Source organism: Aeromonas sp. 61P (assembly GCF_051919545.1).
GTDB lineage: Bacteria > Pseudomonadota > Gammaproteobacteria > Enterobacterales > Aeromonadaceae > Aeromonas > Aeromonas veronii.
The window spans coordinates 2,637,086-2,659,658 of record NZ_JBQBEL010000001.1 but is presented as its reverse complement, the minus strand read 5'-3'; the positions used below and the strand labels follow the sequence as shown (position 1 = coordinate 2,659,658).

The following is a 22,573-nucleotide window of genomic DNA, read 5'->3' as shown; positions in this document are numbered from 1 at the left end:
GTTATCGGCCAGCAGCCCTTGGCAAGGGAATGCGCATCGTTTAAGTTATGCACAACCTCGTTTAATAAAACGAACAAACGCGGGGCCGGGATGGCCCCGCGTTCCTATCTGCCGAAGCCAAGGAGGCACCATGAAGACCCTCAACGACTGGATCCTGCTCGATCGCCATGAGGCGGCCCCTACCCCGCTGATGCCTGCATCCGAGCGCATTAAAGCAGGCAACCCGGCGCAAACGGTGTGGAACCACTACTCCGACCCAAGCCAGCAGTTTCACGTGGGCTTCTGGGCTTGCGAGCCGGGCCGCTGGGCCATCCACTACACCGAGCACGAGTATTGCCAGCTGCTGGAGGGGGATGTGGTGATCCACGACAGTGAGGGCGGCCAGCTTGCTCTCAAACCCGGCGATCAATTCGTGATTCCGGCAGGCTTTGTCGGCGAGTGGGAGACCCTTACTCCCTGTCGCAAGGTCTACGTCATCTTCGAACCCGCCTCTGCTTGACGTTCACGTCACCCTGCCCCGTTGCAGCAGCCCTTATCCTGTTGATCTGCTTGACGCTTACGGCATGATTTTCTGCGGTTTTCCCGCTTGCAAAAGGTTTTTCCGCTAGGCATTGTGTCTGACGAGGAATGTAAATGGAATTTCGAGCCCAAACGTGGGGGGCTCATATAAAAATCAAGAGGATTACCGCCAATGTGTTCAATTTTCGGCATTCTGGATATCAAGTCCGATGCAGTTGCCCTGCGCAAATCGGCGCTGGAGATGTCCAAGCGACTGCGTCACCGCGGGCCTGACTGGTCCGGCGTCTACAGCTCAGACAAAGCAATTCTGGTGCATGAGCGTCTGGCCATCGTCGACCCGGGCAATGGCGCCCAGCCGCTCTACAACCCCGAACGCACCCATGTGCTGGCGGTCAACGGCGAGATCTACAACCACAAAGAGCTGGAGAAAACCCTCAAGGTCGACTTCCAGTTCCAGACCAAATCTGACTGTGAAGTGCTGCTGGCTCTTTACAAGGAGAAGGGCCCGGCGTTTCTCGACGATCTCAACGGCATTTTTGCCTTCATTCTTTATGACGCCGAACAGGATGCCTACCTGATTGGTCGCGACCACATGGGGATCATCCCCCTCTATACCGGTCGTGACGAGCACGGCAACTTCTATGTTGCCTCCGAAATGAAGGCGCTGGTGCCGGTCTGCAAGAGCGTCGAAACCTTCCCGCCGGGACACTATCTGTGGAGCAAGGATGGCGAGCTCAAACAGTGGTACAAGCGCGACTGGATGGAGTACAGCGCGGTCGAGCACAACGTCAGCGACAAGGCCGAGCTGAAAGCCGCGCTGGAAGCGGCGGTCAAACGCCAGCTGATGTGCGACGTGCCTTATGGCGTGCTGCTCTCCGGCGGGCTGGACTCCTCCGTCATCTCCGCCATCACCAAGCTCTATGCGGCGCGCCGCATCGAGGACGATGGCAAGAGCGAAGCCTGGTGGCCGCAACTGCACTCCTTCGCCGTCGGTCTGGAAGGGTCGCCGGATCTCGCCGCCGCCCGCAAGGTGGCTGATCACCTCGGCACCATCCACCACCAGATCCACTTCACCGTGCAGGAGGGTCTGGATGCCCTGCGGGACGTCATCTATCACCTCGAGACCTATGACGTCACCACCATTCGCGCCTCCACGCCCATGTATCTGATGGCCCGTTACATCAAGGCGATGGGGATCAAGATGGTGCTCTCCGGTGAAGGCTCCGACGAGCTGTTTGGTGGCTACCTCTATTTCCACAAGGCACCCAACGCCCGCGAGTTCCACGAAGAGAACGTGCGCAAGCTCGCCTCCTTGCATCTCTATGACTGCCTGCGCGCCAACAAGTCGATGGCCGCCTGGGGGGTGGAGGGTCGCGTGCCCTTCCTCGACAAGGAGTTCATGGACGTGGCGATGCGCCTGCAGCCGGCCGACAAGATGTGTGGCAAAGGCAAGATCGAGAAGCACATCCTGCGCGAAGCGTTCGAGGATCTGCTGCCCCACGAAGTGGCATGGCGCCAGAAGGAGCAGTTCTCCGACGGCGTAGGCTATTCGTGGATCGACAGCCTGAAAGCCATGGTGGAACAGGAAGTGACGGATCAGATGTTCGAGGCGGCCGCATTCCGCTTCCCCATCAACACCCCGCTCACCAAGGAAGCCTACTTCTACCGCGCCATCTTCGACGAGCACTTCCCGCTGGAAGCCGCCGCCCGCACCGTGCCTTACGGCAAGTCAGTCGCCTGCTCCACTCCCACCGCGCTGGAGTGGGATGCCAAGTTCAAGGAGATGGCCGACCCGTCCGGCCGCGCCGTGATGGACGTGCACCAGCAGGGCTACTAAACCCAGACGGAGCAACCCAAGCGGATAAACGCCAGATAGCAAAAAGCCCTTCACCATGGTGAAGGGCTTTTTCATCTCCCCGCGGTCACGCACGCCAAATCACATCAGACCATCGCAGATAGTTGATTTTTCATAAATATTTAATTTTTTTACCGAGTGACCATGCATTGACAGGAAGCGCGTCGATTGACTATGCCTGAAGGGTGATCAACAGGATCACCACGATGACAACAAGGATCGGGAGGGGGCATGGACGCTAACACGCTATCAAGGATTGGCCTGCTGACAGCACTGCTCGTCAGTCCGGCTACGATGGCCAATGACAATATCGTGGTACTGCAGCTTGGCAAGGCCTTCAGCAATGAAAAGCTCGACATCAACATCGCCGACGCCAAGTTCCACCATATGTTCTGGCGTTGGGGAGACTCCGGCTGCCAATTTGGACTGGGGGTACGTGGCGGTACGCTCAAGGTAGAAGATGAAGAGACCGCCAGACTGGGGGGCGGCGCCCGTATCGAATGCCAATGGGGTAACTGGGTGACCTGGCTCCCCGGCGAGATGGTCTGGCTCGATCAGTACCAATTTGGCACTCGCGGCCACGGCTACAAGGATTACGGCGGCCCCTTCCAGTTCGCCCTGGGTATCGGCCTCGGCTACGCCATCACCCAGAATTGGCTGATCGGCTATCAGTATGAGCACATGTCCAACGCCTATATGTATGACAAGAACCCAGGGCTGGACAGCCATACCCTCCATATCGAGTACCGTTTTTAACAAACCCTCCCACATTCTGCGCCGTCGAATCCTTGGCATGACGATCCTGATGGGCTACCTGACGCAACTGCTGTTTTAAGTCGCCCATCTTTAAACAGACAAAATGCCAAAGCAGCCGAGTGTGAAACCATCAGGCGCAGCATAGACAAACGCCGATCAACAGATCGGCGTTCTGCATGTTCCGTACGGCAATCTTCAACCGGCGTTACAGATATTGCCCGACGATGGGGAGCAGATCCTCGACGTCACGGGCGATATGGTCGGGTTGGTGTTCCCAGCGCTCCGGGGTCGCGCGGCTATAGGCGACAGCCACCGAGATCACACGGCTCTGCTCGCCAAGCGCCCCTTGCAAATGACGGGCAAACTGCACATCCGCTTCATGGTCACCGATATAGATCAGCGACTGGCACCTGGCTGGGCCGAAGATAGACTCCAGACATTTGAGGCCACCGAAAGGATGAGGTTTTTGCTGCTGTCCGGGCACGTCATCATAGCCGACCACAGCCTTGAACAGGCTGTTCACGCCATGCTGCTCCAGAACCCGGCGAATATTCTTTTGGGAGTTCTGCGAACAAATTCCGTGGGGAATGGCAGAGAAATGGTCAATCACCGCCTCCAGCCCCGCAAAAAAACGCACCTCGGTCCGGTTCATCTCCTGATGCTTGGCCCACAGACTGCCAGCCAGCACCATCTCGTCCCGCGACAAACCGTAGTAATCCATATAGAGCGCCTGCCAGTTCTTGGCGGCGTGATTGGCATGGTGATATTCCGCTTCGCTGCGCAGATAGCGCGGCAGATGTTCTCCGGTCAGATGGGGGGCGACCTCAGCCAGGATCTGCTTGGTGATATCGATATTCTTCGGCACCGAATTGACCAGAGTACCGTCATAATCCCATAAAATCGCATCCAACTTCATTGCGTTACCTGTCTCGCTTCACAGCCATAAGTCACGCCATGTTACTTGGCTTGCCTCCCCTCGCCAAACCGCGCTGTAAAAATGTGAGACCCATCCCGTCCCCACGCAGTAGCACAAGAGTTAATGTGCAACAACACAATAAATGAACATCCTCTGCCATACTCAGACGAAGTATTCCGTTACGCCGAAACCGGAGTCTGATCATGGTAACCAGCTCGCTTCACACCACAGATACCGAGGTTGAATTTGCCGACGATATCCAGTTGGTATCGACGACCGATCTCAAAGGGGACATCACCTACGCCAATCCGGCGTTTTGTCAGGTGGCAGGCTATCGCCTGGAAGAGATGTTGGGGCAGCATCACAATCTGGTGCGCCACCCCGACATGCCCAAGGCAGCGTTTGCCGATCTCTGGGCCCACCTGCAGGCGGGTAAACCATGGCGAGGGATGGTAAAAAACCGCTGCAAAGATGGTCGCTATTATTGGGTTGATGCCTATGTCACCCCGATTTATGAAGATGGCAAGATGGTGGGTTACCAATCCGTCCGCTGCCGCCCCGCCGCAGAGCACAAAGCGCGTGCCAGCCAGATGTACAAAACCCTTAAAGCCCGTGAAACCGGCTCTGCCATTCACATGGGCCTGCGTCAACTCACGCCGGCCATGATGACCATCCCCCTGCTGCTCGTCAGCGTGATCAGCGCGCTCTGGCTGATCTCACCGCTGCAGGCGCTCTGGGTAATCATACCCCTCTTGGCAACAATCTGGTTCAATCGCCACCCTCTCTTCCTAACGCCGCGATTCTTGCAGCAGCTCGAGCAGGATTACGACAGCATCAGCCGCCTTATCTTCTCGGGGGATGCCCCCCACAGCATCGCCGATTTCCATATCAAACTCGGGCAAGCGAAGATCCGTACCGTACTCGGCCGGGTGGATGACACCACGGCTTCGCTCAATGCCATGGCCAATGACCTGCGCGGCTCCGCCTCGCTGGCCAGCCAGGATATCTCTTCGCAAGACACGCAGATCCAGCAGATTGCCACCGCCGTCACCCAGATGGCCTCGGCCGCCGAGGAGATCAACCGCAATATTCAAGACAGCAACAGCCAGATCGAAGAAGCCCGCAGCCACTGCATCACCACCAGCACCCAGCTTTCGGAAGCAGGAGAAGAGATGTCGGCGCTGGCCACCCAGGCAGAGCAGGCCTTCCAGTCAGCCGTTGAGCTGGCGAGCGAATCCGAGCGGATCGGCACCATCATGAGCGAAATTCGCGGCATTGCAGATCAAACCAACCTGCTGGCGCTTAATGCCTCCATCGAAGCCGCACGGGCAGGCGATCAGGGGCGCGGCTTTGCAGTGGTGGCGGACGAGGTTCGCAGCCTGTCGACCAGAACCCACAAGGCAACAGAGCAGATCCAGAACAGCATTGGCCATATCCAGCAAACCCTGGGGGGATGGAAAGAGATGATGCATCTCAATGTGACCAGAACCAACGCCTGCCTCGCCACTACCCGGGCAAGTACCGGCAACCTGAATCAGGTTGTGGTCGAGATAGACAAGGTCTCTGATTTTTCCAACCAGATCACCGCCGCAGCTACCGAGCAACAAGCGGTCATCGAGGAGATCAGTCGCAATATCAACCAGATATCCTCGCTCTCTCACGATAACAGCCTCAAAATCGATCAAGTGAGTGAAACCAGTGCCAACTTGCAGAGCAAAGCGAGCCAGCTCAAGGACTTAAGCCGGACGTTTGGATAGCAGCAATCAGATGACATATAAAAAGGGCCACCCGTCTGGGTGGCCCTGTTGTTTATAAGGCTTAACTGTAGCACCTAAACGCCACTTACTTGGCGTAATCCTCGGTCGGAATGCAGGCACAGAACAGGTTGCGATCGCCGTAGACGTCGTCGATGCGGTTCACAGAGGGCCACAACTTGGCGGCGCGCACGGCGTCGGACGGGAACACCGCCTCGGCGCGGCTGTAGCCACGGGACCACTCTGCATCCATCACGTCGTCCTGGGTGTGCGGCGCATGGACCAGCGGGTTGTCGGTCAGGCTCCACTGCCCCTCCTGCACCTTGGCAATCTCGGCGCGGATGGACGTCATCGCCTCGACGAAGCGATCCAGCTCGCGCTTGGATTCCGACTCGGTCGGCTCGACCATCAGGGTGCCCGCTACCGGGAAGCTCATGGTCGGTGCGTGGAAGCCGTAGTCCATCAGCCGCTTGGCCACGTCCATCTCGCTGATACCGGAAGCCTCCTTGAGCGGACGGATATCCAGGATGCACTCGTGAGCTACCCGACCATTGCGCCCGGAATAGAGCACCGGGAAGGAGTCACCCAGCTTCTTGGCCAGATAGTTGGCGTTGAGGATGGCCACCTGAGTGGATCTCTTCAGCCCCTCGTCACCCAGCATGGCGATATACATCCAGCTGATGGGCAGGATACTGGCCGAGCCAAACGGTGCCGCCGACACGGCGCCGTTATCACGGCTCTCCTTGTTGGTCTTGACCACGGCGTGGCCAGCCACGAACGGTGCCAGATGTTTCTTCACGCCGATGGGGCCCATGCCCGGGCCGCCACCACCGTGAGGAATGGCGAAGGTTTTGTGCAGGTTGAGGTGAGAGACGTCCGCCCCGATAAAGCCCGGCGCCGTCAACCCGACTTGCGCATTCATGTTGGCGCCGTCCAGATAGACCTGACCACCGTGCTGGTGAACGATGTCGCACACCTCCTTGATGGTCTCCTCATACACCCCGTGGGTGGAGGGGTAGGTCACCATCAGACAGGAGAGCTGATCCCCCGCCTCGGCCGCCTTGGCACGCAGATCGTCGAGATCTACGTTGCCGGACTTGTCACAGGCGGTGACGATCACCTTGAGCCCCGCCATCTGGGCAGAGGCCGGGTTGGTGCCGTGGGCAGAAGCTGGGATCAGGCAGATGTCGCGATGCCCTTCACCACGGGACTCGTGGTACTTCTTGATGGCGAGCAGACCCGCGTATTCGCCCTGCGCACCGGAGTTGGGCTGCATGCAGACCGCATCGTAACCGGTCACCTTCACCAGCCAGTTTTCGAGGTCGGCCAGCAGCAGCTGGTAGCCCTTGGCCTGCGCCAGTGGAGCGAACGGGTGCAGCTTGCCAAACTCGGGCCAGGTCACCGGGATCATCTCGGCGGTGGCGTTGAGCTTCATGGTGCAAGAACCCAGGGAAATCATGGCGTAGTTGAGCGCCAGATCTTTGGCTTCGAGACGGTGGATATAACGCAACATCTCGGTTTCGGAGTGGTACTTGTTGAACACCTCGTGGGTCAGCACGGCATCGGTGCGCAGCAGATCCTGCGGGATGGCGTGATGGGCCTGAGCCGCCTTGTCGAGAGCCTCGATATCAAGCCCGTGACCTTGACCGAGGAAGAGATCGAACAGCTCGGCCACATCGCCGCGGGTGGTGGTTTCAGAGAGGGAGACCCCTACCGCACCGTCGAGATCGGCGCGCAGGTTGATGCCGAGCCCCTCGGCCTTGGCAATGAGTGCTGCTTTATCTGCCGTCTGCACGGTCAGGGTATCGAACCAGCTGGCATGCTTGAGGGCCACCCCCTTGGCCTGGAGGCCAAGCGCCAGAATGGTAGTGAGACGGTGCACGCGGGAGGCGATGGTTTTCAGCCCCACCGGGCCGTGGTAGACGGCGTAGAAGCTCGCCATGTTGGCCAGCAGCACCTGTGCGGTACAGATGTTGGAGTTGGCCTTCTCGCGGCGGATATGCTGCTCGCGGGTCTGCATCGCCATGCGCAGGGCACTCTTGCCACGGGCATCCTTGGAGACACCGATGATGCGACCCGGCATGGAGCGCTTGTAGGCATCGCGGGTGGCGAAGAAGGCGGCGTGGGGGCCACCATAACCCATGGGCACGCCAAAGCGCTGGGCGGAGCCTAACACCACGTCGGCACCCAGCTCGCCCGGGGACTTGAGCAGCAGCAGGGAGAGCAGATCGGCGCTGACGCAAGCCAGCCCTTTCTGGGCCTGTACCGCGGCAATCAGGGCGCGCAGATCTTTCACCTCACCGGTAGTGGTGGGGTACTGGAACAGGGCCCCGAACACCTCTTCGCTCACTGCATCGCTGGCGGCGCCAACCGCCACGTCGAAACCAAAGTGAACCGCACGCTCCTTGACCACGTCGATCACCTGCGGGTGCACATCATCGGCCACGAAGAAGAGGTTGGATTTGGACTTGGCCATCCGCTTGGCCAGCGCCATCGCCTCGGCGGCGGCGGTCGCTTCATCCAGCAGGGAGGCACTCGCCAAATCCATGCCGGTGAGATCCAGCGTCAGCTGCTGGAAGTTGAGCAGGGCTTCGAGACGGCCCTGTGCCAGCTCGGGCTGGTAGGGGGTGTAGGCGGTATACCAACCCGGATTTTCCAGCACGTTACGCAAAATGACGTGGGGCACATGGGTATCGTGATAACCCATGCCGATATAGCTCTTGGCAATCTTGTTCTGGGCGGCATAGCCCTTGAGCTTGGCCAGCGCCTCCACTTCGGTCATGCCGGCACCGATCCCCAGCGGACCCGGCAGGCGAATGGCGGCGGGCACGGTCTGTTCAATCAAATCGTCCAGGCTTTCGGCCCCAACGGTCGCCAGCAGCTGGCGCAGCTCTTCCTCGCCCGGGCCGATATGGCGGCGGACAAAATCGGTTTTTTGCTCGAGTTCAAACAGTGACTGGGTCATTTCCCTATTTCCTGATAAATAAGTCCTGGCATGACATCCTGATAACCAAGACCTGATGTTCCTGATCGTCGGCTGATACCGACTCCACTCATGTTCTGGGTCCCGCAGACAGGGCGCGGCACCGGATGCTGCGGCAGCATCGAGAGGGGATCGCCTTGTTGCGAACCGGCCTGTTTGCCCCTAGGCTCCCAGGCTGGCAAACGGCAGGCGCGGACGACTTCACCCTTCCACCGGCCGGTGCTTGCCCGGCTGGCGGTCATACAAAGGGGCCCTGCTGTGTTGGCAGGGCCCGGGGGCATTACTCTTCGTCCACCACGTTCTGGTAGCCTTCGGCATCCAGCAGGTTGGCCAGCTCGCTCTCGTCATCGAGCTTGATGCGGAACAACCAGCCAGCGCTGTAGGGGTCGGAGTTGACCAGCTCGGGGCTCCCTTCCAGCTCTTCGTTGACTGCGATGATCTCGCCGCTCACCGGGCTGTAGATGTCGGAGGCCGCCTTGACCGACTCGGCCACGGCGCAGTCGTCACCGGCACTGACCTGCTTGCCCACTTCCGGCAGCTCGACAAACACCATGTCACCCAGCAGCTCCTGGGCGTGCTCGGTGATACCGACCACGGCCTCGCCGTTGGCTTCAACACGGATCCACTCGTGGGAAGTGGCATATTTCAGTTCGCTCGGGATATGGCTCATTTGTGCTTCCTTTGATCTTTGAGTCGCGTTTAAAAACGAATATGAAAAGGGATGGGGGAGGCACTGCCCTCCCCCAAAACGGTATTAAACCAGCTTCTGGCCGTTACGGACGAAAGCGGGCTTGGTAACCTTCACGGTGACCAGCTTCTTGCGGATCTCCACCTCGGCCAGCTCACCGATATCGCGGGGCACCCGCGCCAGGGCAATACTGTAGCCCAGGGTGGGGGAGAAAGAGCCGGAGGTGATCACACCTTCGCGCTTCTCACCGTTTGCCGCGGTGAAGGTAACGGGCATACCGGCACGCAGCACCCCTTTCTCTTCCATCACCAGACCCACCAGCTTGGGCTGATTGCCCGCCGCTTTCTGTGCTTCCAGCACGTCGCGGCCGATGAAGTTGCGATCGCTCGGCTCCCAGGCGATGGTCCAGGCCATGTTGGCGGCGAGTGGAGAGATTGACTCATCCATATCCTGACCGTAGAGGTTCATCCCCGCTTCGAGGCGCAGGGTATCGCGGGCACCGAGGCCGCACGGGGCGACGCCGTTATCCAGCAGTGCCTGCCACAGCTCGCAGGCTTTCTCTTGCGGCACCACGATTTCATAACCATCTTCGCCGGTGTAGCCGGTGGTGGCGATAAAGAGATCGCCTGCCTGCACGCCGAAGAAGGGTTTCATCCCCACCACGGCGGTACGCTGAGCGGCGCTCAGCACGGCTGCAGCCTTGACCTTGGCGTTGGGGCCTTGCACCGCAATCATCGCAAGCTCGGGACGCTCGGTCACTGTGATATCGAAATCGATGGCGTGATGGCGGATCCAGGCCAGATCCTTCTCGCGGGTAGCGGAGTTGACCACCAGCCGGTAGAAGGTATCGGTCAGGTAATAGGTGATGAGGTCATCGATCACGCCGCCTTCCGGATTGAGCATGCCGCTGTAGAGGGCCTTGCCGGGGGCTGTGAGTTTGGCCACATCGTTGGCCAGCAGGTGTTGCAGAAAGGCTTTGACCCGTTCGCCGGTCAAATCGACGATGGTCATGTGGGAAACATCGAACATACCGGCATCGCTGCGCACCGCGTGGTGCTCTTCCAGCTGGGAGCCGTAGTTGATGGGCATTTCCCAACCGTGGAAGTCCACCATCTTGGCGCCGGCTTCCAGGTGTTTGGGATGCAGTACAGTAGTCTGGATCATCGCATTCTTTCCTTAGCAAAAAGCCTTTTCGCTTTGGCGACCACCCTTGCGACCCGCGCCACCGCTCTGACTGCACTACGTACAGCAAAAAGCGACCGGATCCAAAAGTGTGTGCTCGCTCCTGCCCTTGCCAGGCAAGAGGGATTCCTTGAACGGAGCGGATTATATGACAAGCAGGCGAGCGTGCCGCTCAAAAAAAACTAATCCCCTCCCGTAAAACTGACTCCAGACACTAAGATAAAAATGCAGTGATAAAAACAGCCATAAGCCGACTCAGGCGAGATTAAATTTTGATTTTTACCGTTTCGTCACAATTTGCAGAAAAACGTTTCGCTCCAGAGCAAAATTAAAGGCTGACACCCAAAAAGGGTCATCAGCCTTGTCGGATTACTTTTGCTGTCAAAAACGGCGAGTAATATTAGTTTTTTTCACCCTTGGCCTGCATGGCACTACCCTTGGTCGCCGCAACGACCCAGTCAGGACGGGCCAATGCGGGCAACTCTCCCTCCAGCCCCATGGCGGCGCGGATCACCCCCTCCTTGAAGGGCGTCAGCAGATTGGCCGCGCGCAATCCCACGCCCCGCACCAGCTTCTTGAGCGGGTTGGCCCCGCTGAACAGCCGTTTGAGCCCTTCCATCGCAGCCAGCATGCGAGCCGCTTCGCTCTTGCGCCAGCGCTCGTAGCTGCGCAGGTTGGCGAGCAGGCCGATATCCTCACCCGCGGTATGATTTTGCAAGATCTGCTCCGCCAGCGCGGCAGCATCCAGCAGGCCGAGGTTGACCCCCTGCCCTGCCAGCGGGTGGATGGTGTGGGCGGCATCACCCACCAGCACCAGCCGCTCGCGAGCAAAGTCGCGGGCATAGCGGGCGGTGAGCGGAATGGCGCTGCGCGGCCCTTCCACCTTGCACAGACCGAGGCGGGCATCGAAGGCGGCGGTGAGCTGGCGATTGAACTGCTCGTCATCACAGGCGCAGAGTGCCTCGGCGCGGGCCGCAGGCAGCGACCAGACGATGGAGCAGAGGTTCTCTTGCCACAGGGGCAGGAAGGCGAGCGGGCCATCCGGGGTGAAGATCTGGCGCGCCACCGCCTCATGGGGCTCGGCACAACGCACGGTCGCCACCAGTGCGTGGTGACCATAATCCCAGCTGGTGAGCGGGATATCGGCCTGACGGCGCACCCAGGAGTGGGCGCCATCGGCAGCCACCACCAGTTTGGCCGAGATGGCCTGACCATCTTCAAGGAGCAACAGGGCGCCCGCCGGGCCGCTCTGCAGGCTCTTGGCTCTGGCGGGGGTCAGCAGCTGGATATTGCTGGCACCTTCAATCGCCTCAAGCAGCGCCAGCTGGATCACCCGATTCTCGACGATGTGGCCGAGGTTGGCCTGACGCAAGCTGGCGGCATCGAAGTCGATATGGCCGAAACTGTCCTGCTCCCACACCGCCATCTTGTCGTAGGCCTGCAGGCGGCGCGCTTCAATGCCGTCCCAGGCGTCGACATGGCGCAGGATCTGCTGGCTGGCCAGACTCAGGGCGCTAACCCGGTTATCGGCCACCTCCCCCAGCTGCGGGTCGGGCAGTTGCCCCTCCACCACCAGCACCTTGAGGGCGCTATGTTTCAGGGCCGCAGCGAGCCCCAGCCCCACCATGCCGCCACCGACAATCACCACATCCACATTTTGCATCTGCATCATCTCATCCTTTCAGGGCTGACCGGCTGGCCAGCGAGGGGACGCCCGCAGGCATCACCTCTTTATTCAATAGGTTTTGATCAACGAATGGCGGTCACCATCTTCCGGTCAACAGGTTCCACTCAACAAATGCTGGCTAGTTGCCGCACACATCAGCGACAAAGCCCAGGGTGCGCGAGGCAAGCGGCGCCTTGATGCACGGGAATCGCCCCATCAGGGTGAGCGCCAGATTGCGCCCCACCACCAGCGGATCGTGACCATTGGAGAAGAGCTGGGCCAGCGAAGAGGTGAGCCAGACGGTCTGCTCCTGATCGCGCTGACGCTGCTGCCAGTAGCCACTCAGTACCTTGAAGCTGCCGATATCCTCCCCCTCAGCCAACGCCTTGGCTACGGCGCCGGTGAGCAGGTCGAGATCCCGCATCCCGAGGTTGAAGCCCTGTCCGGCAATCGGGTGCAGGGCGTGGGCGGCATTACCGACCAGCACGGTGCGCTGGGCCAGCGGGTAGTCGCAGGCGGTCAGAATGAGCGGATAGACGTGACGCACGCCGCATCGCTCGAAGCGACCGAGCCGCCAGCCAAAGGCCTGCTGCAGACGGGCAAGAAACGCCGCCTCATCGAGGGCCGTCAGCTCATCCACCTCATGCTGCCCGACGCTCCATACCAGCGAGGAGAGCCCCTCCTGCATCGGCAGCAGGGCCAGCGGCCCCCCTTCGGTAAAACGCTCGAAGGCGCGTCCCTCAGGGTCTTGCGCCGTTTTGACCGTGGCGATGATGGCGTGCTGCTCAAAGTCGTGGCGGGTCACCGGCAACTTGAAGTGCTGACGCACAAAGGAGTTGCCGCCGTCTGCTGCCACCAGCAGGCGGGTCTCAATCTGTTCACCGTCCTCAAGGGTGAGGGTCACCTTCTCCTCATCGGGCGCAATCTCGCTCACCCGAGCCGGACAGCAGACCCGGATATTGGGAGAGGCCGCCATCGCCCGTTGCAGCTCATGACCGGCAGCTGCAAGCTCGATCACCTGGCCCAGCGCGGGCAGACCGTATTCAGCAGCCGACAGGCGAGCCTGACCGAAGTGGCCCCTATCCGAGACATGAATCTGGGTAATGGGGGAGCAATGGGGGGCAAACAGCGGCCAGAGTCCGCGTCGCAACAGCGCATCGCAGGTACCGGCCGAGAGCGCAATGGCGCGGGCGTCGAACCCTGAATGGGTGTGCTGTTCGGGGACGCTTGCCTCCAGCAGCAGGATCTCGAGGGGGGAGCCATCGGATCGAAGCAGGGCTGCCAGCGAGAGGGCCAGCACGGCGCCGCTCATTCCACCGCCGACCAGGGTGACATCGACCTGTCGCACATCAGATTGAGACATAAGCAGAGAGGAAGAAGTGAAAAAGGTGGCCTCATGCTATCACAAAGCCGCTGGCCGAATGCGAGGTCACCGGCAAAAAACCGGTTGCGCCTCACAGGGTTAGCCACCACAAGGGAATAAAAAAGAGCGCCATCAGGCGCTCTTGCAGATTCAGTAAGGGTCTCGTTGACCCGCACCTCAATGAAGGGTCGGCGGCGCGCTCGGGGTATCGGGGCGCTTGCCAAACTCTTCGAAGGCCATCATGACCCCCAGTTTGACGTGTTCGTAGAGCACCAGGAAGGAGGCTTCGTTCTCGTCATCTTCCTGATCAAACTCGGCAGAGACCTGAGTGATGCTGGCGATATCCTGGATCATCTCCTGCAGCTCTTCCGACGCGCGGGAGAGCTCCTGTTGCACCACGCCGAAACCGGCCAGAAATGCCTGTGACCAGTCCACCAGCGAATCGATGCGCTCGTCGAGGGGAGCATCATCGCTTGGCAGCAACAGCTCGACGCCCTTCTGGGCCATCAAACTCTCGACCACATTGTGATAAAGATCGGTCATCACCTGGCGCACCGGGGCCGGCAGGCCGAAACCGTCGTTCACCAGATCGTTGAAATGGGGCACCCAACTCTTGTCGTCCAGTGCCACACCGCCGCACACCAGACCGCAGATCACACCATGGGCCTCTACTGCGCTGGCCATCAGCTCATGTTGTTCCATGATGTCGGCCACTGCCGCATATTTAAGGGGGTTCGTTTTGCTCATCGAGGATCCGCTCAAAGTTCAGTCAAATTTGCAGAATTAATGGTCAGGATCCTAGCATTCTCCCTCTTGCAGAGCCAGCAAGGCCTTGAAACTTATGCATCTGCGCTATATAGTCCCGCCCAGTTGTCCACGTGGATAAAGGCGGAAATCAGCTCCGCCGTATTGAGGAAGGCATGAGCACAGAGGCCGTAGAAATCGTCATTTTGGGACGTCCCTACAAGGTATCCTGTCCCTTGGGACAGCAGGATGCCCTGCGCCAGGCCGCCGAGCAGCTGACCGACAAGTTGATCGACCTGCGTCAACGCTCCAAAGTCTCCAGCAACGAGCAATTGGCTATCATGGCGGCGCTCAATTTCTGTCATGAGCTCTGCCTTGAAAAAGAGAAGAACCACCAATACTCTGAGACCATGGACAAGCGGATCAAGATGCTGCAGCGCACCATCGAAGCGGCCCTGATCGAGCACGGACAATATGGTGATTCCAGCGAAGAGGGGCAACAGCCCTAATCGCAAACCGTTTTAAAATTCCCTGGGATGTTTGTCAGCCGGTTCAAGTCCCCGAGCCGATATTCATACCAAACAGGGGATCTGCCTTCTGGCTATTGCGCATGCTCGGCACGACCGAGAAGCCTGCGGTCAGATCCGATCCCCGCCTTGAACAGACGGTTCAAGGGCCCAAACCGGCAACGGCATCTCGGGGTACCAACAGCAAAAGCCCGTCACCAGCGTGACGGGCTTTTTCTTTGCCTGATGATCAACGAACTGTCCCGTCCTGAATATGGTTTACACCTTTCCCCCAATAAATGGAGAACCCGATGGGACAAGGTGTGAAACGGACACAGCCATAACGACAAAGCCCGCCAAAAGGCGGGCTTTGTTTTGCAACTGGCAAGCAAATTTAGATGGCCATCTGCTCGTGGGGGGAGCCATGGTGGCGTAACCAGACAAAGCTCAGCGCCACGATCAGCACCATCAGGGTCATGATGGCCCCCAGAGTCACCTGCCCGGTCATCGGGAAACCGGCGGCCAGCAGGGTCACCACACCGGCACCCAGATTCTGCATCCCGCCGAGAATGGCCCCCGCGGTGCCGGCCTGACCCGGGAAGGGCTCGATGGCACAGGAAGTGGCGGTCGGGTAGAGAATACCGCTACCGATGAAGTAGACAGCCGCACCACCGACCAGCGAGGCGGCACTCACCACCCCGAACAGCCCCGGCACCAGAATGATGAGGGAGCCGAGCGCCAGAAAGGCGATGCCAAGACGCATCAGTTTGCCCTGAGTCAAACGGAAGCTCAGCTTGGCAGAGAGCCAGGCCCCGAACAGATAGCCGGGCAGCGGCAGCACGAACAGCACGCTCACGGTACGGGCGCTCAGTTTCAGCACATCGCCCAGCAGCACACCGGCCGCTGCCTCAAACACTGCCAAACCGGCAAAGGTCGCCATCAGGCAGAGCAGGTTGCCCTGAAACTTGGGGTTGCCCAGCACATGGCGATAGGCAGCACCGACGCGCAGTGGCTGACGGGCAGCAGCAGGCAGGGTCTCGCCAAACCAGGCCATGATCGCCAGGGTGGCTACGGCACCAAAACCGAACAGGAACCAGTAACCGGCGCGCCAGTTGAACAGCTCGGTCAGCCATCCCCCCAGCACCGGTGCCAGCAGCGGGGAGAAGATCACCCCCATGCTCACCAGACTGTTGGCGCGGTTGAGCTCGGCGCCGTTGTAGCGATCGCGCATCACGGTACGGCTCATGGCGCCACCGGCACCGGTACCCAGCCCCTGAATAAAGCTACCCACCAGCAGGGCGGCAAAATGGGGGATGACCTGAATGATCAGGGTGCCCACCAGAAACACCATCATGCCGACGATCAGCACCGGGCGACGGCCGATACGATCCGACAACGGCCCATAGACAAACTGGGAGAGGCCATAGGGGATCAGGTAACAGGCCATCACCGCCTGCAACTGGCCCGAGGCCACATTGAAGTCCCCCGCCATCATGGGAATGGAGGGAACATAAAGGGTCTGGGTCATCTGGCCCACAGCGACCATCAGAATGGTCAGTAAAAACAACGGATAAAAACTGTGCCGATCCATATCAGTCCCAAAAAATCGAAAAAATGCTGCCGCCCCTCTGGCACAAAATGGCCCAGAGGAATCTGATCACAGAGGCTGTGATGCAATCAAAAACAGTGTTGGAAACAGTAGGCGGGGAGCCCGCCAGACCACCGCACAGGACGCTTGGTGGTATGGGGGCATCATAGTGATTCAGCTCACAGAAAACGAACGAATCTTTATAATCGGCTTGCCTTAGTTTTTCTAATATTACGGGGCAATACGCCCCGTCTGCAGTTCAAAATCAACGTGTTACCATCTGCTGCGCCTGCTTGATCAGCTCATCCGGCTGCTCTTTGCGCGGCGGTATGGTGATCCCCTTCTGGCAGGCAGGTTTCTCTGCCATGCGATCCATCCAGGCTTGCAGATGGGGTAACCCTTCGATGGAGATGCCACTCCAGTCATAAATCCGCACCCAGGGCCAGGTGGCGATATCGGCGATGCTGTACTCGTCCGCCAGATATTCGTGATGAGCCAGATGGCTGTCGAGCACCTCGAACAGGCGGCGCCCCTCTTTCTGGTAGCGTTCGATGGCGGCGGGGATCTTCTCGGGGAAGTAGCGATAGAAGACGTTGGCCTGCCCCATCATGGGCCCTACCCCGCCCATCTGGAACATCAACCACTGAATGGCCTGAGAGCGGCGTTTGGGATCCGCCGGCAACAATTTGCCCGCCTTCTCCGCCAGATAGATAAGGATGGCGCCCGACTCGAATACGGCGAAATCCTCGTTATCCCGATCGACAATGGCCGGAATGCGGCCGTTGGGGTTGATGGCCAAAAATTCCGGCTTCTTCTGATCCAGTGCCGAGAGATCGAGAGGAATAACCCGATAGGGCAATCCCAGCTCTTCCAGTGCAATGGCCACCTTGAAGCCATTGGGGGTTGCGGCGGTGTAAAAGTCGATCATGATTCACTCCTTGTTGGTCATAGCCAGATTGCACGGTTGGAACTGGGTGCAACACCATAGCCGCCTCATCTTGCAACAAGTGACCGGCTCCAGACCATTAAAAAGCGGCGCACCGTAGGCCAAACAAGGCCACGGTGCGCCGCTGGTGCGCTCTGGCAATGGTAGATATTAGTTGATCACGGCGACCGGCTTGCGCTGGCGCAGCATGATCAGGCGGGAAAGCAGCGGGAAGTAGGACTCCAGCTTGCGCAACAGCACCCGGCTGCAGGCAGGCTCGGCCAGCTCCGACTCATCCAGCACGATGCCGTTTGAGACAAAATAGAAACGGGGGTCACGCACATCCGGCCCGCAGACCGTCAGCTCCTTGTCCCCCTTGCGGATCAACAGCGGCAAGACCGGCAAACCGATCGTCTCATCCTCTCCCCGGGCAAATCCGGCATCCTGCCAGGGCGCATCGCCGTCGATCAGCAGGATCGCCGCCTCCGTCTTGGCCGGTTGCCACTGGGCCAGGGGGGTCACGGTGATGTGGGCAAAGTGATCACCATACTCGGGTGATGACCGCAAGATGGCCAACAGTCCCTCGCTGGCAGCTGACACGTTCTGACTCACTAATGACAAATTCATGGTTCACATCCCTATGCTCATGACAGCCTGTATCCGACTGCTGGGATAAGACTAGCGCAGATCTGGTCTATATTGGAGCCGTCAAATCTGGCAGTGGTAATCAATTGGTCGTAGGGGGATAACAGTTGCCATCGCACAAAATACTGGTATCATACCGCGTCCTTTTATCCCCCGTTCTTTAACATCCAGTGGTGAACCTATGCATCCGATGCTGAATATCGCCGTGCGCGCTGCGCGCAACGCCGGTCAAGTTGTAGTAAAAGCCTTCTCCCAGCCCGAGAACATTGAGGCTATCCAAAAAGGCAGCAATGACTTCGTGACCAACGTTGACCGTGAAGCCGAAGCGGCCATCATTCACACCATCAAAAAATCTTACCCTGAGCACAGCATTGTTGCTGAAGAGTCTGGTGAGATTGCCGGTACCAATCCGGACTACCAATGGATCATTGACCCACTGGATGGCACGACCAACCTTGTCAAAGGCATTCCGCACTTTGCCGTTTCCATCGCCCTGCGCGTGAAAGGCAAAACCGAACAAGCCGTTGTTTACGATCCCATCCGTGACGAGCTGTTTACTGCTACCCGTGGTAGCGGCGCACAGCTAAACGGCTACCGTATCCGTGTCGGCAAAGCCAAAGAGCTGGCTGGCACCGTACTGGCCACCGGTTTCCCCTATAAGCAAAAGCACCACATCGAGTCCTACCTGAAGATGTTCCAGAGCATGTTCATCGAATGTGCCGACATCCGTCGCTCCGGCTCTGCCGCACTGGATCTGGCCTACGTGGCTGCCGGTCGCGTCGACGGTTTCTGGGAAATCGGCCTGAACCCCTGGGACACCGCTGCCGGTGAACTGCTGGCCAAAGAAGCTGGCGCCATCGTCACCGACTTCATCGGTGGTCACAACTACGAAAACTCCGGCAACATCGTGGTTGCCAACCCGCGCGTCCTGAAAGAGATGCTGGGCAAGATCCGTGAAGAGCTGCCGGAGTCTCTGGCCAAATAAGCCAGCTCCCCAGCCTTCACCAATATAAAAAAACCGGCGCAAGCCGGTTTTTTTATTGCTGCGATATACCCTGTCAGGGCATTCCAACCAACAGCTTATGCTCTTCTTCCCCCGTAGCTCGCGCCCCAACCGCTCGCCCCGTTCCCCATCCCCAAAACAGTTCGTCGCCCTTCTCTCGTTAGCAAACACGCCTTAACCAACCTTCTTGAATATCACCACACAGGCAGAGATAAGCATCTGATCTCCCTCCCAGTTTGCCCTGATCTTCATCCTCTGTATGAAGAGCCCCAACCATCAGGCCTCGTACCCATCGCCAGATAAAAAACACCCGGCACATGGCCGGGTGTCGTGAGGGCAGGCAAAGCGCCCCGACTTTTATGAATAAAGAGGCCGGAGCACTCCAGCCCCCTTATCAGGCGAGACGGAAGCGCCCGATGGTCTGCTTCAGACCCACCGCCAGCTGGCTCAGCTCCAGACACGCGCGGGCAGTATGATCCGCCCCCTGCGCCACCTCATTGGCGGATTCGTTGATCCGCTCGACGTTGCGGCCCAGCTCGTCGGAGACCGCATCCTGCTCGCCGCAGGCGCTGGCAATCTGGATCGCCATGTCGGCAATCTGGGCGACCGCCTCTTCAATCTGCTGGATGCCGTTGCTGGTCTGCTCGCTCTGATCCACACACTGGCGGATCATCTCGCAGCTCTGGCCAGTCACCTCTTTGGCCTGATTGGCGCGCGCCTGCAGGGTTTCGATGATGGCCACGATCTCGCCGGTCGATGCCTGGGTACGACCCGCCAGGGTGCGCACCTCGTCGGCCACCACGGCAAAGCCACGGCCTTGCTCGCCGGCGCGGGCGGCTTCGATGGCCGCATTGAGGGCCAGCAGATTGGTCTGCTCGGCGATGCCGCGGATCACATCCACCACCACGTTGATCTGGGCGGATTCACGCTCCAGCTCTGTCACCAGCGTACCGGCCTGCTCGATCTCTTCGGCAACCCGGGTGATTGCCACCAGCGAACGCTGCACATCCTGGTTGCCTTTGCGGGCCAACGTATTAGCTGCACTGGCAGACTCAGAGGTATGCTCTGTATTGCCCGCCACATCAGCAACGGTCGCCTTCATCTGGGTCATGGCGGTCGCCACCAGCGAAATCTCTTGCTGCTGGCTCTGAATACCCTTGGCAGACTGTTCGGAAACCGCACTCACTTCGTCAATCGCTGCACCCAGCTGGGTAACCGCAGCCACTACCTCTTCAATCAGACCACGCAGGTTGTCCTGCATCTTGAGAGAGGCTTTGGCCAGCATGCCCAGCTCGTCGCGGCCGATATGCTGACGCTCCAGCTGATGAGTCAGATCGCCGGCGGCAATGGCGTTGGCCTGAGCCACTACCGCTTGCAGCGGCAGGCAGATCTGGCGGGTCAGGAACCAGGTCATCACCACCATGAACACCAGCAGAGCACCAATGCTCACCATGGCGAAAGTGGTCACCATGCTGACGCTGCCAAGCAAGCTGCTGCGGTTTTCCTTCACAAAACCGAGGTTCACATCGATCAGAGCATTAACTGCCCGCTCCAAAGAACCAAAAGCAGCATTCGAGGCAAATAACTGTGCCTTGGCTTGCTCTTGTTGTCCTTGTACCAGCAGTTGATCAAACTCGTTCACTGCACGTTGGTAACTGAGCCACTGTTGTTTGGCCTGATTAAACACCTGACGCTCATGATCAGCACCGACGGTCGCCTCATAGGCGTGAAATGCGTTGTCTACTTTCTGGATATTCTGCTGGATCCGGCTGCGGCGAGCCTGCAGATCAGCGGCATCGTTCACCATCAGCAAGGCAAACTGGGCACGACGGACATAGGAGACGTCATAGAGCAGGGTTTCGACCGACAGGACACTCGGCAGCGTAGAGTCGGTAAAGTTCAGCACCCGATCACGCACACCGCGCAATTCGCTGGAGAGAAAAACACCGAAGAGAACGTTGACTGCGGCAATGACCGCAAAAACCACGGCAATCTTTTTGCCGATGGAGAGATTCTTGTAAAACATGGTTGGCTGTTGATCCTCAACTGCTGACAAGCAGGTAAACAGTAGCGATCACATCCGTATGAGCTGATCCCGGCCATTCCTGACGGGAGATGGAAGGTTGCGAAAGCGGGGGAAGGACGATTTCGCGAGGCGCGCACTCTATCACAACATCGCCTAATCCTTCACCAGTTTTCACCAAATGAATGCAAGCTGATTTCCTTCACAACCCGACATTCATCACAAAATATTTATAGCGACCAAATCATTTCAAATAGTTAACCGATAAATGCAATCGAGGCAGTGGCATGGACAAGGGGCCATCAACTCGTTGTAATGACCAACATAATCCGATGGCGGAGCCCCATCCCCCTTCGTTGTAACCATTTGCTGTAACAAGAGGCCCTGTTTATGGATAACAGCTCGTATCTGCCCGCTTCAACCTGGTCTGCCCAGCTGCGTGAACAACTGCAGGCGCGGCCACTTACCGCCCTCGGTCTCTTTATCGCGCTGGCTGCCGTCTTGTTGCTGCTGTTGCAGAGTCTCATCATGCTCGCTACCGGCGAGGTGACCAGCGGCGTGCGCTACGGCCTGATCGGTGGTGCCGCCGGGTTTGCCGCCACCGCCATCGGCGCCCTGCCCGCTCTGTTTCTGCGCTCGGTACCGCAAAAGGTAGAGGACACCATGCTGGGCTTTGCCGCCGGCATGATGCTGGCGGCCAGTGCCTTCTCCCTGCTGCTGCCTGGGCTGGAGGCTGCCGAGGGGATCACCGGCAATGGCTTTAGTGCCGCCGCCGTGGTGGTGGTCGGCATGACCCTCGGGGTACTGTTGATGCTGGGGCTGGATCAGTTCACCCCGCACGAGCATGACAAAACCGGCCCCTGCGGCCCCGGTCACGAGAGCTGCTCCCGGGTCTGGCTGTTCGTCTTTGCCATCGCCCTGCACAACCTGCCGGAGGGGATGGCCATCGGGGTCAGCTTCTCGCAGGGGGATATGTCGGTGGGGCTGCCGCTTACCACCGCCATCGCACTGCAGGATATTCCCGAAGGACTGGCGGTGGCGCTGGCCATGTGCGCCGCAGGTTTTCGCCCCTCGGTGGCGGTGCTGGTTGCCATCGCCAGCGGCCTGCTCGAACCGGTTGGCGCCCTGCTCGGGGTCGGGCTCTCCAGCGGCCTTGCCATCGCCTACCCCATCGGACTTGGGCTCGCCGCCGGCGCCATGTTGTTTGTGGTCTCGCACGAGGTGATTCCGGAGACCCACCGCAACGGTCACCAGACCTATGCCACCCTCGGTCTGATGGCAGGCTTTGCCCTGATGATGACGCTCGATACCGCGCTCGGCTAAAGGCCCTCGCCGCGCCTCATCAATGCTTTTTGTCACCCGCGGCGCTCCCATATGGAGCGCCGCGTTTCATCTCTCCTTTCGCTTGCGCCTCTCGGCGCCGACGCCATCTTTTGTTATGATCTACAGCAACTTAA

The 22,573-nt window shown here is 59.2% G+C and carries 18 protein-coding genes and 1 other RNA gene; 8 read left to right on the top strand and 11 right to left on the bottom strand.

Going from position 1 to position 22,573, the window contains the following annotated elements; translation table 11 throughout:
- The first annotated feature begins 130 nt into the window (after positions 1 to 130).
- The 3 genes from ACTG2O_RS12685 to ACTG2O_RS12675 all read left to right on the top strand — a co-directional run bounded on the left by ACTG2O_RS12685 (position 131) and on the right by ACTG2O_RS12675 (position 3,130).
- Entirely contained in the window at positions 131 to 499 is a 369-nt protein-coding gene (locus ACTG2O_RS12685) for a cupin domain-containing protein (protein ID WP_019446570.1), read from the top strand.
- Positions 500 to 691: 192 nt separating this feature from the next.
- On the top strand, positions 692 to 2,356 hold the full coding sequence (gene asnB / locus ACTG2O_RS12680) for an asparagine synthase B (protein WP_005361356.1): 1,665 nt from the start codon (positions 692 to 694) through the stop codon (positions 2,354 to 2,356).
- A gap of 249 nt (positions 2,357 to 2,605) precedes the next feature.
- Positions 2,606 to 3,130, top strand: a complete 525-nt coding sequence (locus tag ACTG2O_RS12675; RefSeq protein ID WP_019446571.1) for an acyloxyacyl hydrolase — start codon at positions 2,606 to 2,608, stop codon at positions 3,128 to 3,130.
- Between the two features lie 205 nt (positions 3,131 to 3,335).
- Here the strand turns inward: ACTG2O_RS12675 and ACTG2O_RS12670 are convergent, their stop codons facing one another.
- Positions 3,336 to 4,046 (bottom strand): HAD family hydrolase, encoded by a 711-nt coding sequence (locus tag ACTG2O_RS12670; RefSeq protein ID WP_439975913.1) that lies wholly within the window; start codon positions 4,044 to 4,046, stop codon positions 3,336 to 3,338.
- A 203-nt stretch (positions 4,047 to 4,249) separates the two neighbouring features.
- On the opposite strand from ACTG2O_RS12670, the gene ACTG2O_RS12665 reads away from it, so the two are divergent.
- Positions 4,250 to 5,803, top strand: coding sequence for a methyl-accepting chemotaxis protein (locus ACTG2O_RS12665; RefSeq protein ID WP_100645568.1), 1,554 nt, complete (start codon positions 4,250 to 4,252; stop codon positions 5,801 to 5,803).
- 85 nt (positions 5,804 to 5,888) lie between these two features.
- On the opposite strand, the gene gcvP is transcribed toward ACTG2O_RS12665, so the two are convergent.
- The 6 genes from gcvP to ACTG2O_RS12635 form a co-directional block, all read right to left on the bottom strand.
- Positions 5,889 to 8,765: an aminomethyl-transferring glycine dehydrogenase gene (gcvP, locus tag ACTG2O_RS12660; RefSeq protein ID WP_439975911.1), complete on the bottom strand. Its 2,877-nt coding sequence runs from the start codon at positions 8,763 to 8,765 to the stop codon at positions 5,889 to 5,891.
- A 298-nt stretch (positions 8,766 to 9,063) separates the two neighbouring features.
- A complete protein-coding gene (gene gcvH / locus ACTG2O_RS12655) occupies positions 9,064 to 9,453 on the bottom strand; it encodes a glycine cleavage system protein GcvH (RefSeq protein WP_005333898.1) in 390 nt (129 codons plus the stop codon).
- Between the two features lie 84 nt (positions 9,454 to 9,537).
- Entirely contained in the window at positions 9,538 to 10,635 is a 1,098-nt protein-coding gene (gene gcvT / locus ACTG2O_RS12650) for a glycine cleavage system aminomethyltransferase GcvT (protein WP_058056652.1), read from the bottom strand.
- A gap of 418 nt (positions 10,636 to 11,053) precedes the next feature.
- Complete coding sequence (locus tag ACTG2O_RS12645) at positions 11,054 to 12,322, bottom strand: FAD-dependent 2-octaprenylphenol hydroxylase (RefSeq protein WP_439975909.1); 1,269 nt, start codon at positions 12,320 to 12,322, stop codon at positions 11,054 to 11,056.
- A 136-nt stretch (positions 12,323 to 12,458) separates the two neighbouring features.
- Positions 12,459 to 13,682 (bottom strand): 2-octaprenyl-6-methoxyphenyl hydroxylase, encoded by a 1,224-nt coding sequence (gene ubiH, locus ACTG2O_RS12640; RefSeq protein WP_421300449.1) that lies wholly within the window; start codon positions 13,680 to 13,682, stop codon positions 12,459 to 12,461.
- 177 nt (positions 13,683 to 13,859) lie between these two features.
- Complete coding sequence (locus ACTG2O_RS12635; RefSeq protein WP_005346580.1) at positions 13,860 to 14,429, bottom strand: UPF0149 family protein; 570 nt, start codon at positions 14,427 to 14,429, stop codon at positions 13,860 to 13,862.
- A gap of 173 nt (positions 14,430 to 14,602) precedes the next feature.
- On the opposite strand from ACTG2O_RS12635, the gene zapA reads away from it, so the two are divergent.
- Both zapA and ssrS read left to right on the top strand, forming a co-directional pair.
- Complete coding sequence (gene zapA, locus ACTG2O_RS12630; RefSeq protein ID WP_005333910.1) at positions 14,603 to 14,935, top strand: cell division protein ZapA; 333 nt, start codon at positions 14,603 to 14,605, stop codon at positions 14,933 to 14,935.
- A 16-nt stretch (positions 14,936 to 14,951) separates the two neighbouring features.
- Positions 14,952 to 15,133, top strand: a non-coding RNA gene (gene ssrS / locus ACTG2O_RS12625) — 6S RNA.
- Positions 15,134 to 15,326: 193 nt separating this feature from the next.
- On the opposite strand, the gene emrD is transcribed toward ssrS, so the two are convergent.
- From emrD to ACTG2O_RS12610, 3 genes are all read right to left on the bottom strand, one after another.
- A complete protein-coding gene (gene emrD, locus ACTG2O_RS12620; protein ID WP_005333920.1) occupies positions 15,327 to 16,523 on the bottom strand; it encodes a multidrug efflux MFS transporter EmrD in 1,197 nt (398 codons plus the stop codon).
- A gap of 262 nt (positions 16,524 to 16,785) precedes the next feature.
- Positions 16,786 to 17,448: a glutathione S-transferase family protein gene (locus ACTG2O_RS12615; RefSeq protein ID WP_439975907.1), complete on the bottom strand. Its 663-nt coding sequence runs from the start codon at positions 17,446 to 17,448 to the stop codon at positions 16,786 to 16,788.
- Positions 17,449 to 17,616: 168 nt separating this feature from the next.
- Positions 17,617 to 18,072 carry a hypothetical protein gene (locus ACTG2O_RS12610; RefSeq protein ID WP_005352991.1) on the bottom strand — a complete coding sequence of 152 codons (456 nt, stop codon included), beginning with the start codon at positions 18,070 to 18,072 and terminating at the stop codon, positions 17,617 to 17,619.
- Between the two features lie 199 nt (positions 18,073 to 18,271).
- Between ACTG2O_RS12610 and suhB the strand changes: the two genes are divergently transcribed.
- The gene (gene suhB / locus ACTG2O_RS12605) at positions 18,272 to 19,075 is read left to right on the top strand and encodes an inositol-1-monophosphatase (protein WP_439975906.1); all 804 of its coding nucleotides are present in this window, start codon (positions 18,272 to 18,274) and stop codon (positions 19,073 to 19,075) included.
- Positions 19,076 to 19,487: 412 nt separating this feature from the next.
- Here the strand turns inward: suhB and ACTG2O_RS12600 are convergent, their stop codons facing one another.
- Positions 19,488 to 21,119, bottom strand: coding sequence for a methyl-accepting chemotaxis protein (locus ACTG2O_RS12600; protein WP_439975904.1), 1,632 nt, complete (start codon positions 21,117 to 21,119; stop codon positions 19,488 to 19,490).
- 387 nt (positions 21,120 to 21,506) lie between these two features.
- On the opposite strand from ACTG2O_RS12600, the gene ACTG2O_RS12595 reads away from it, so the two are divergent.
- Complete coding sequence (locus tag ACTG2O_RS12595; protein WP_019446013.1) at positions 21,507 to 22,439, top strand: ZIP family metal transporter; 933 nt, start codon at positions 21,507 to 21,509, stop codon at positions 22,437 to 22,439.
- Positions 22,440 to 22,573 lie beyond the last annotated feature (134 nt).

Coding starts and splice junctions, on each gene's coding strand:
- ACTG2O_RS12645 (WP_439975909.1), bottom strand. CDS start 12,322: ATGCAGATGCAAAATGTGGATGTGGTGATTGTCGGTGGCGGCATGGTG.
- emrD (WP_005333920.1), bottom strand. CDS start 16,523: ATGGATCGGCACAGTTTTTATCCGTTGTTTTTACTGACCATTCTGATG.
- zapA (WP_005333910.1), top strand. CDS start 14,603: ATGAGCACAGAGGCCGTAGAAATCGTCATTTTGGGACGTCCCTACAAG.
- ubiH (WP_421300449.1), bottom strand. CDS start 13,682: ATGTCTCAATCTGATGTGCGACAGGTCGATGTCACCCTGGTCGGCGGT.
- ACTG2O_RS12670 (WP_439975913.1), bottom strand. CDS start 4,046: ATGAAGTTGGATGCGATTTTATGGGATTATGACGGTACTCTGGTCAAT.
- gcvH (WP_005333898.1), bottom strand. CDS start 9,453: ATGAGCCATATCCCGAGCGAACTGAAATATGCCACTTCCCACGAGTGG.
- ACTG2O_RS12600 (WP_439975904.1), bottom strand. CDS start 21,119: ATGTTTTACAAGAATCTCTCCATCGGCAAAAAGATTGCCGTGGTTTTT.
- gcvP (WP_439975911.1), bottom strand. CDS start 8,765: ATGACCCAGTCACTGTTTGAACTCGAGCAAAAAACCGATTTTGTCCGC.
- ACTG2O_RS12675 (WP_019446571.1), top strand. CDS start 2,606: ATGGACGCTAACACGCTATCAAGGATTGGCCTGCTGACAGCACTGCTC.
- asnB (WP_005361356.1), top strand. CDS start 692: ATGTGTTCAATTTTCGGCATTCTGGATATCAAGTCCGATGCAGTTGCC.
- suhB (WP_439975906.1), top strand. CDS start 18,272: ATGCATCCGATGCTGAATATCGCCGTGCGCGCTGCGCGCAACGCCGGT.
- ACTG2O_RS12665 (WP_100645568.1), top strand. CDS start 4,250: ATGGTAACCAGCTCGCTTCACACCACAGATACCGAGGTTGAATTTGCC.
- ACTG2O_RS12635 (WP_005346580.1), bottom strand. CDS start 14,429: ATGAGCAAAACGAACCCCCTTAAATATGCGGCAGTGGCCGACATCATG.
- ACTG2O_RS12615 (WP_439975907.1), bottom strand. CDS start 17,448: ATGATCGACTTTTACACCGCCGCAACCCCCAATGGCTTCAAGGTGGCC.
- ACTG2O_RS12685 (WP_019446570.1), top strand. CDS start 131: ATGAAGACCCTCAACGACTGGATCCTGCTCGATCGCCATGAGGCGGCC.
- gcvT (WP_058056652.1), bottom strand. CDS start 10,635: ATGATCCAGACTACTGTACTGCATCCCAAACACCTGGAAGCCGGCGCC.
- ACTG2O_RS12610 (WP_005352991.1), bottom strand. CDS start 18,072: ATGAATTTGTCATTAGTGAGTCAGAACGTGTCAGCTGCCAGCGAGGGA.
- ACTG2O_RS12595 (WP_019446013.1), top strand. CDS start 21,507: ATGGATAACAGCTCGTATCTGCCCGCTTCAACCTGGTCTGCCCAGCTG.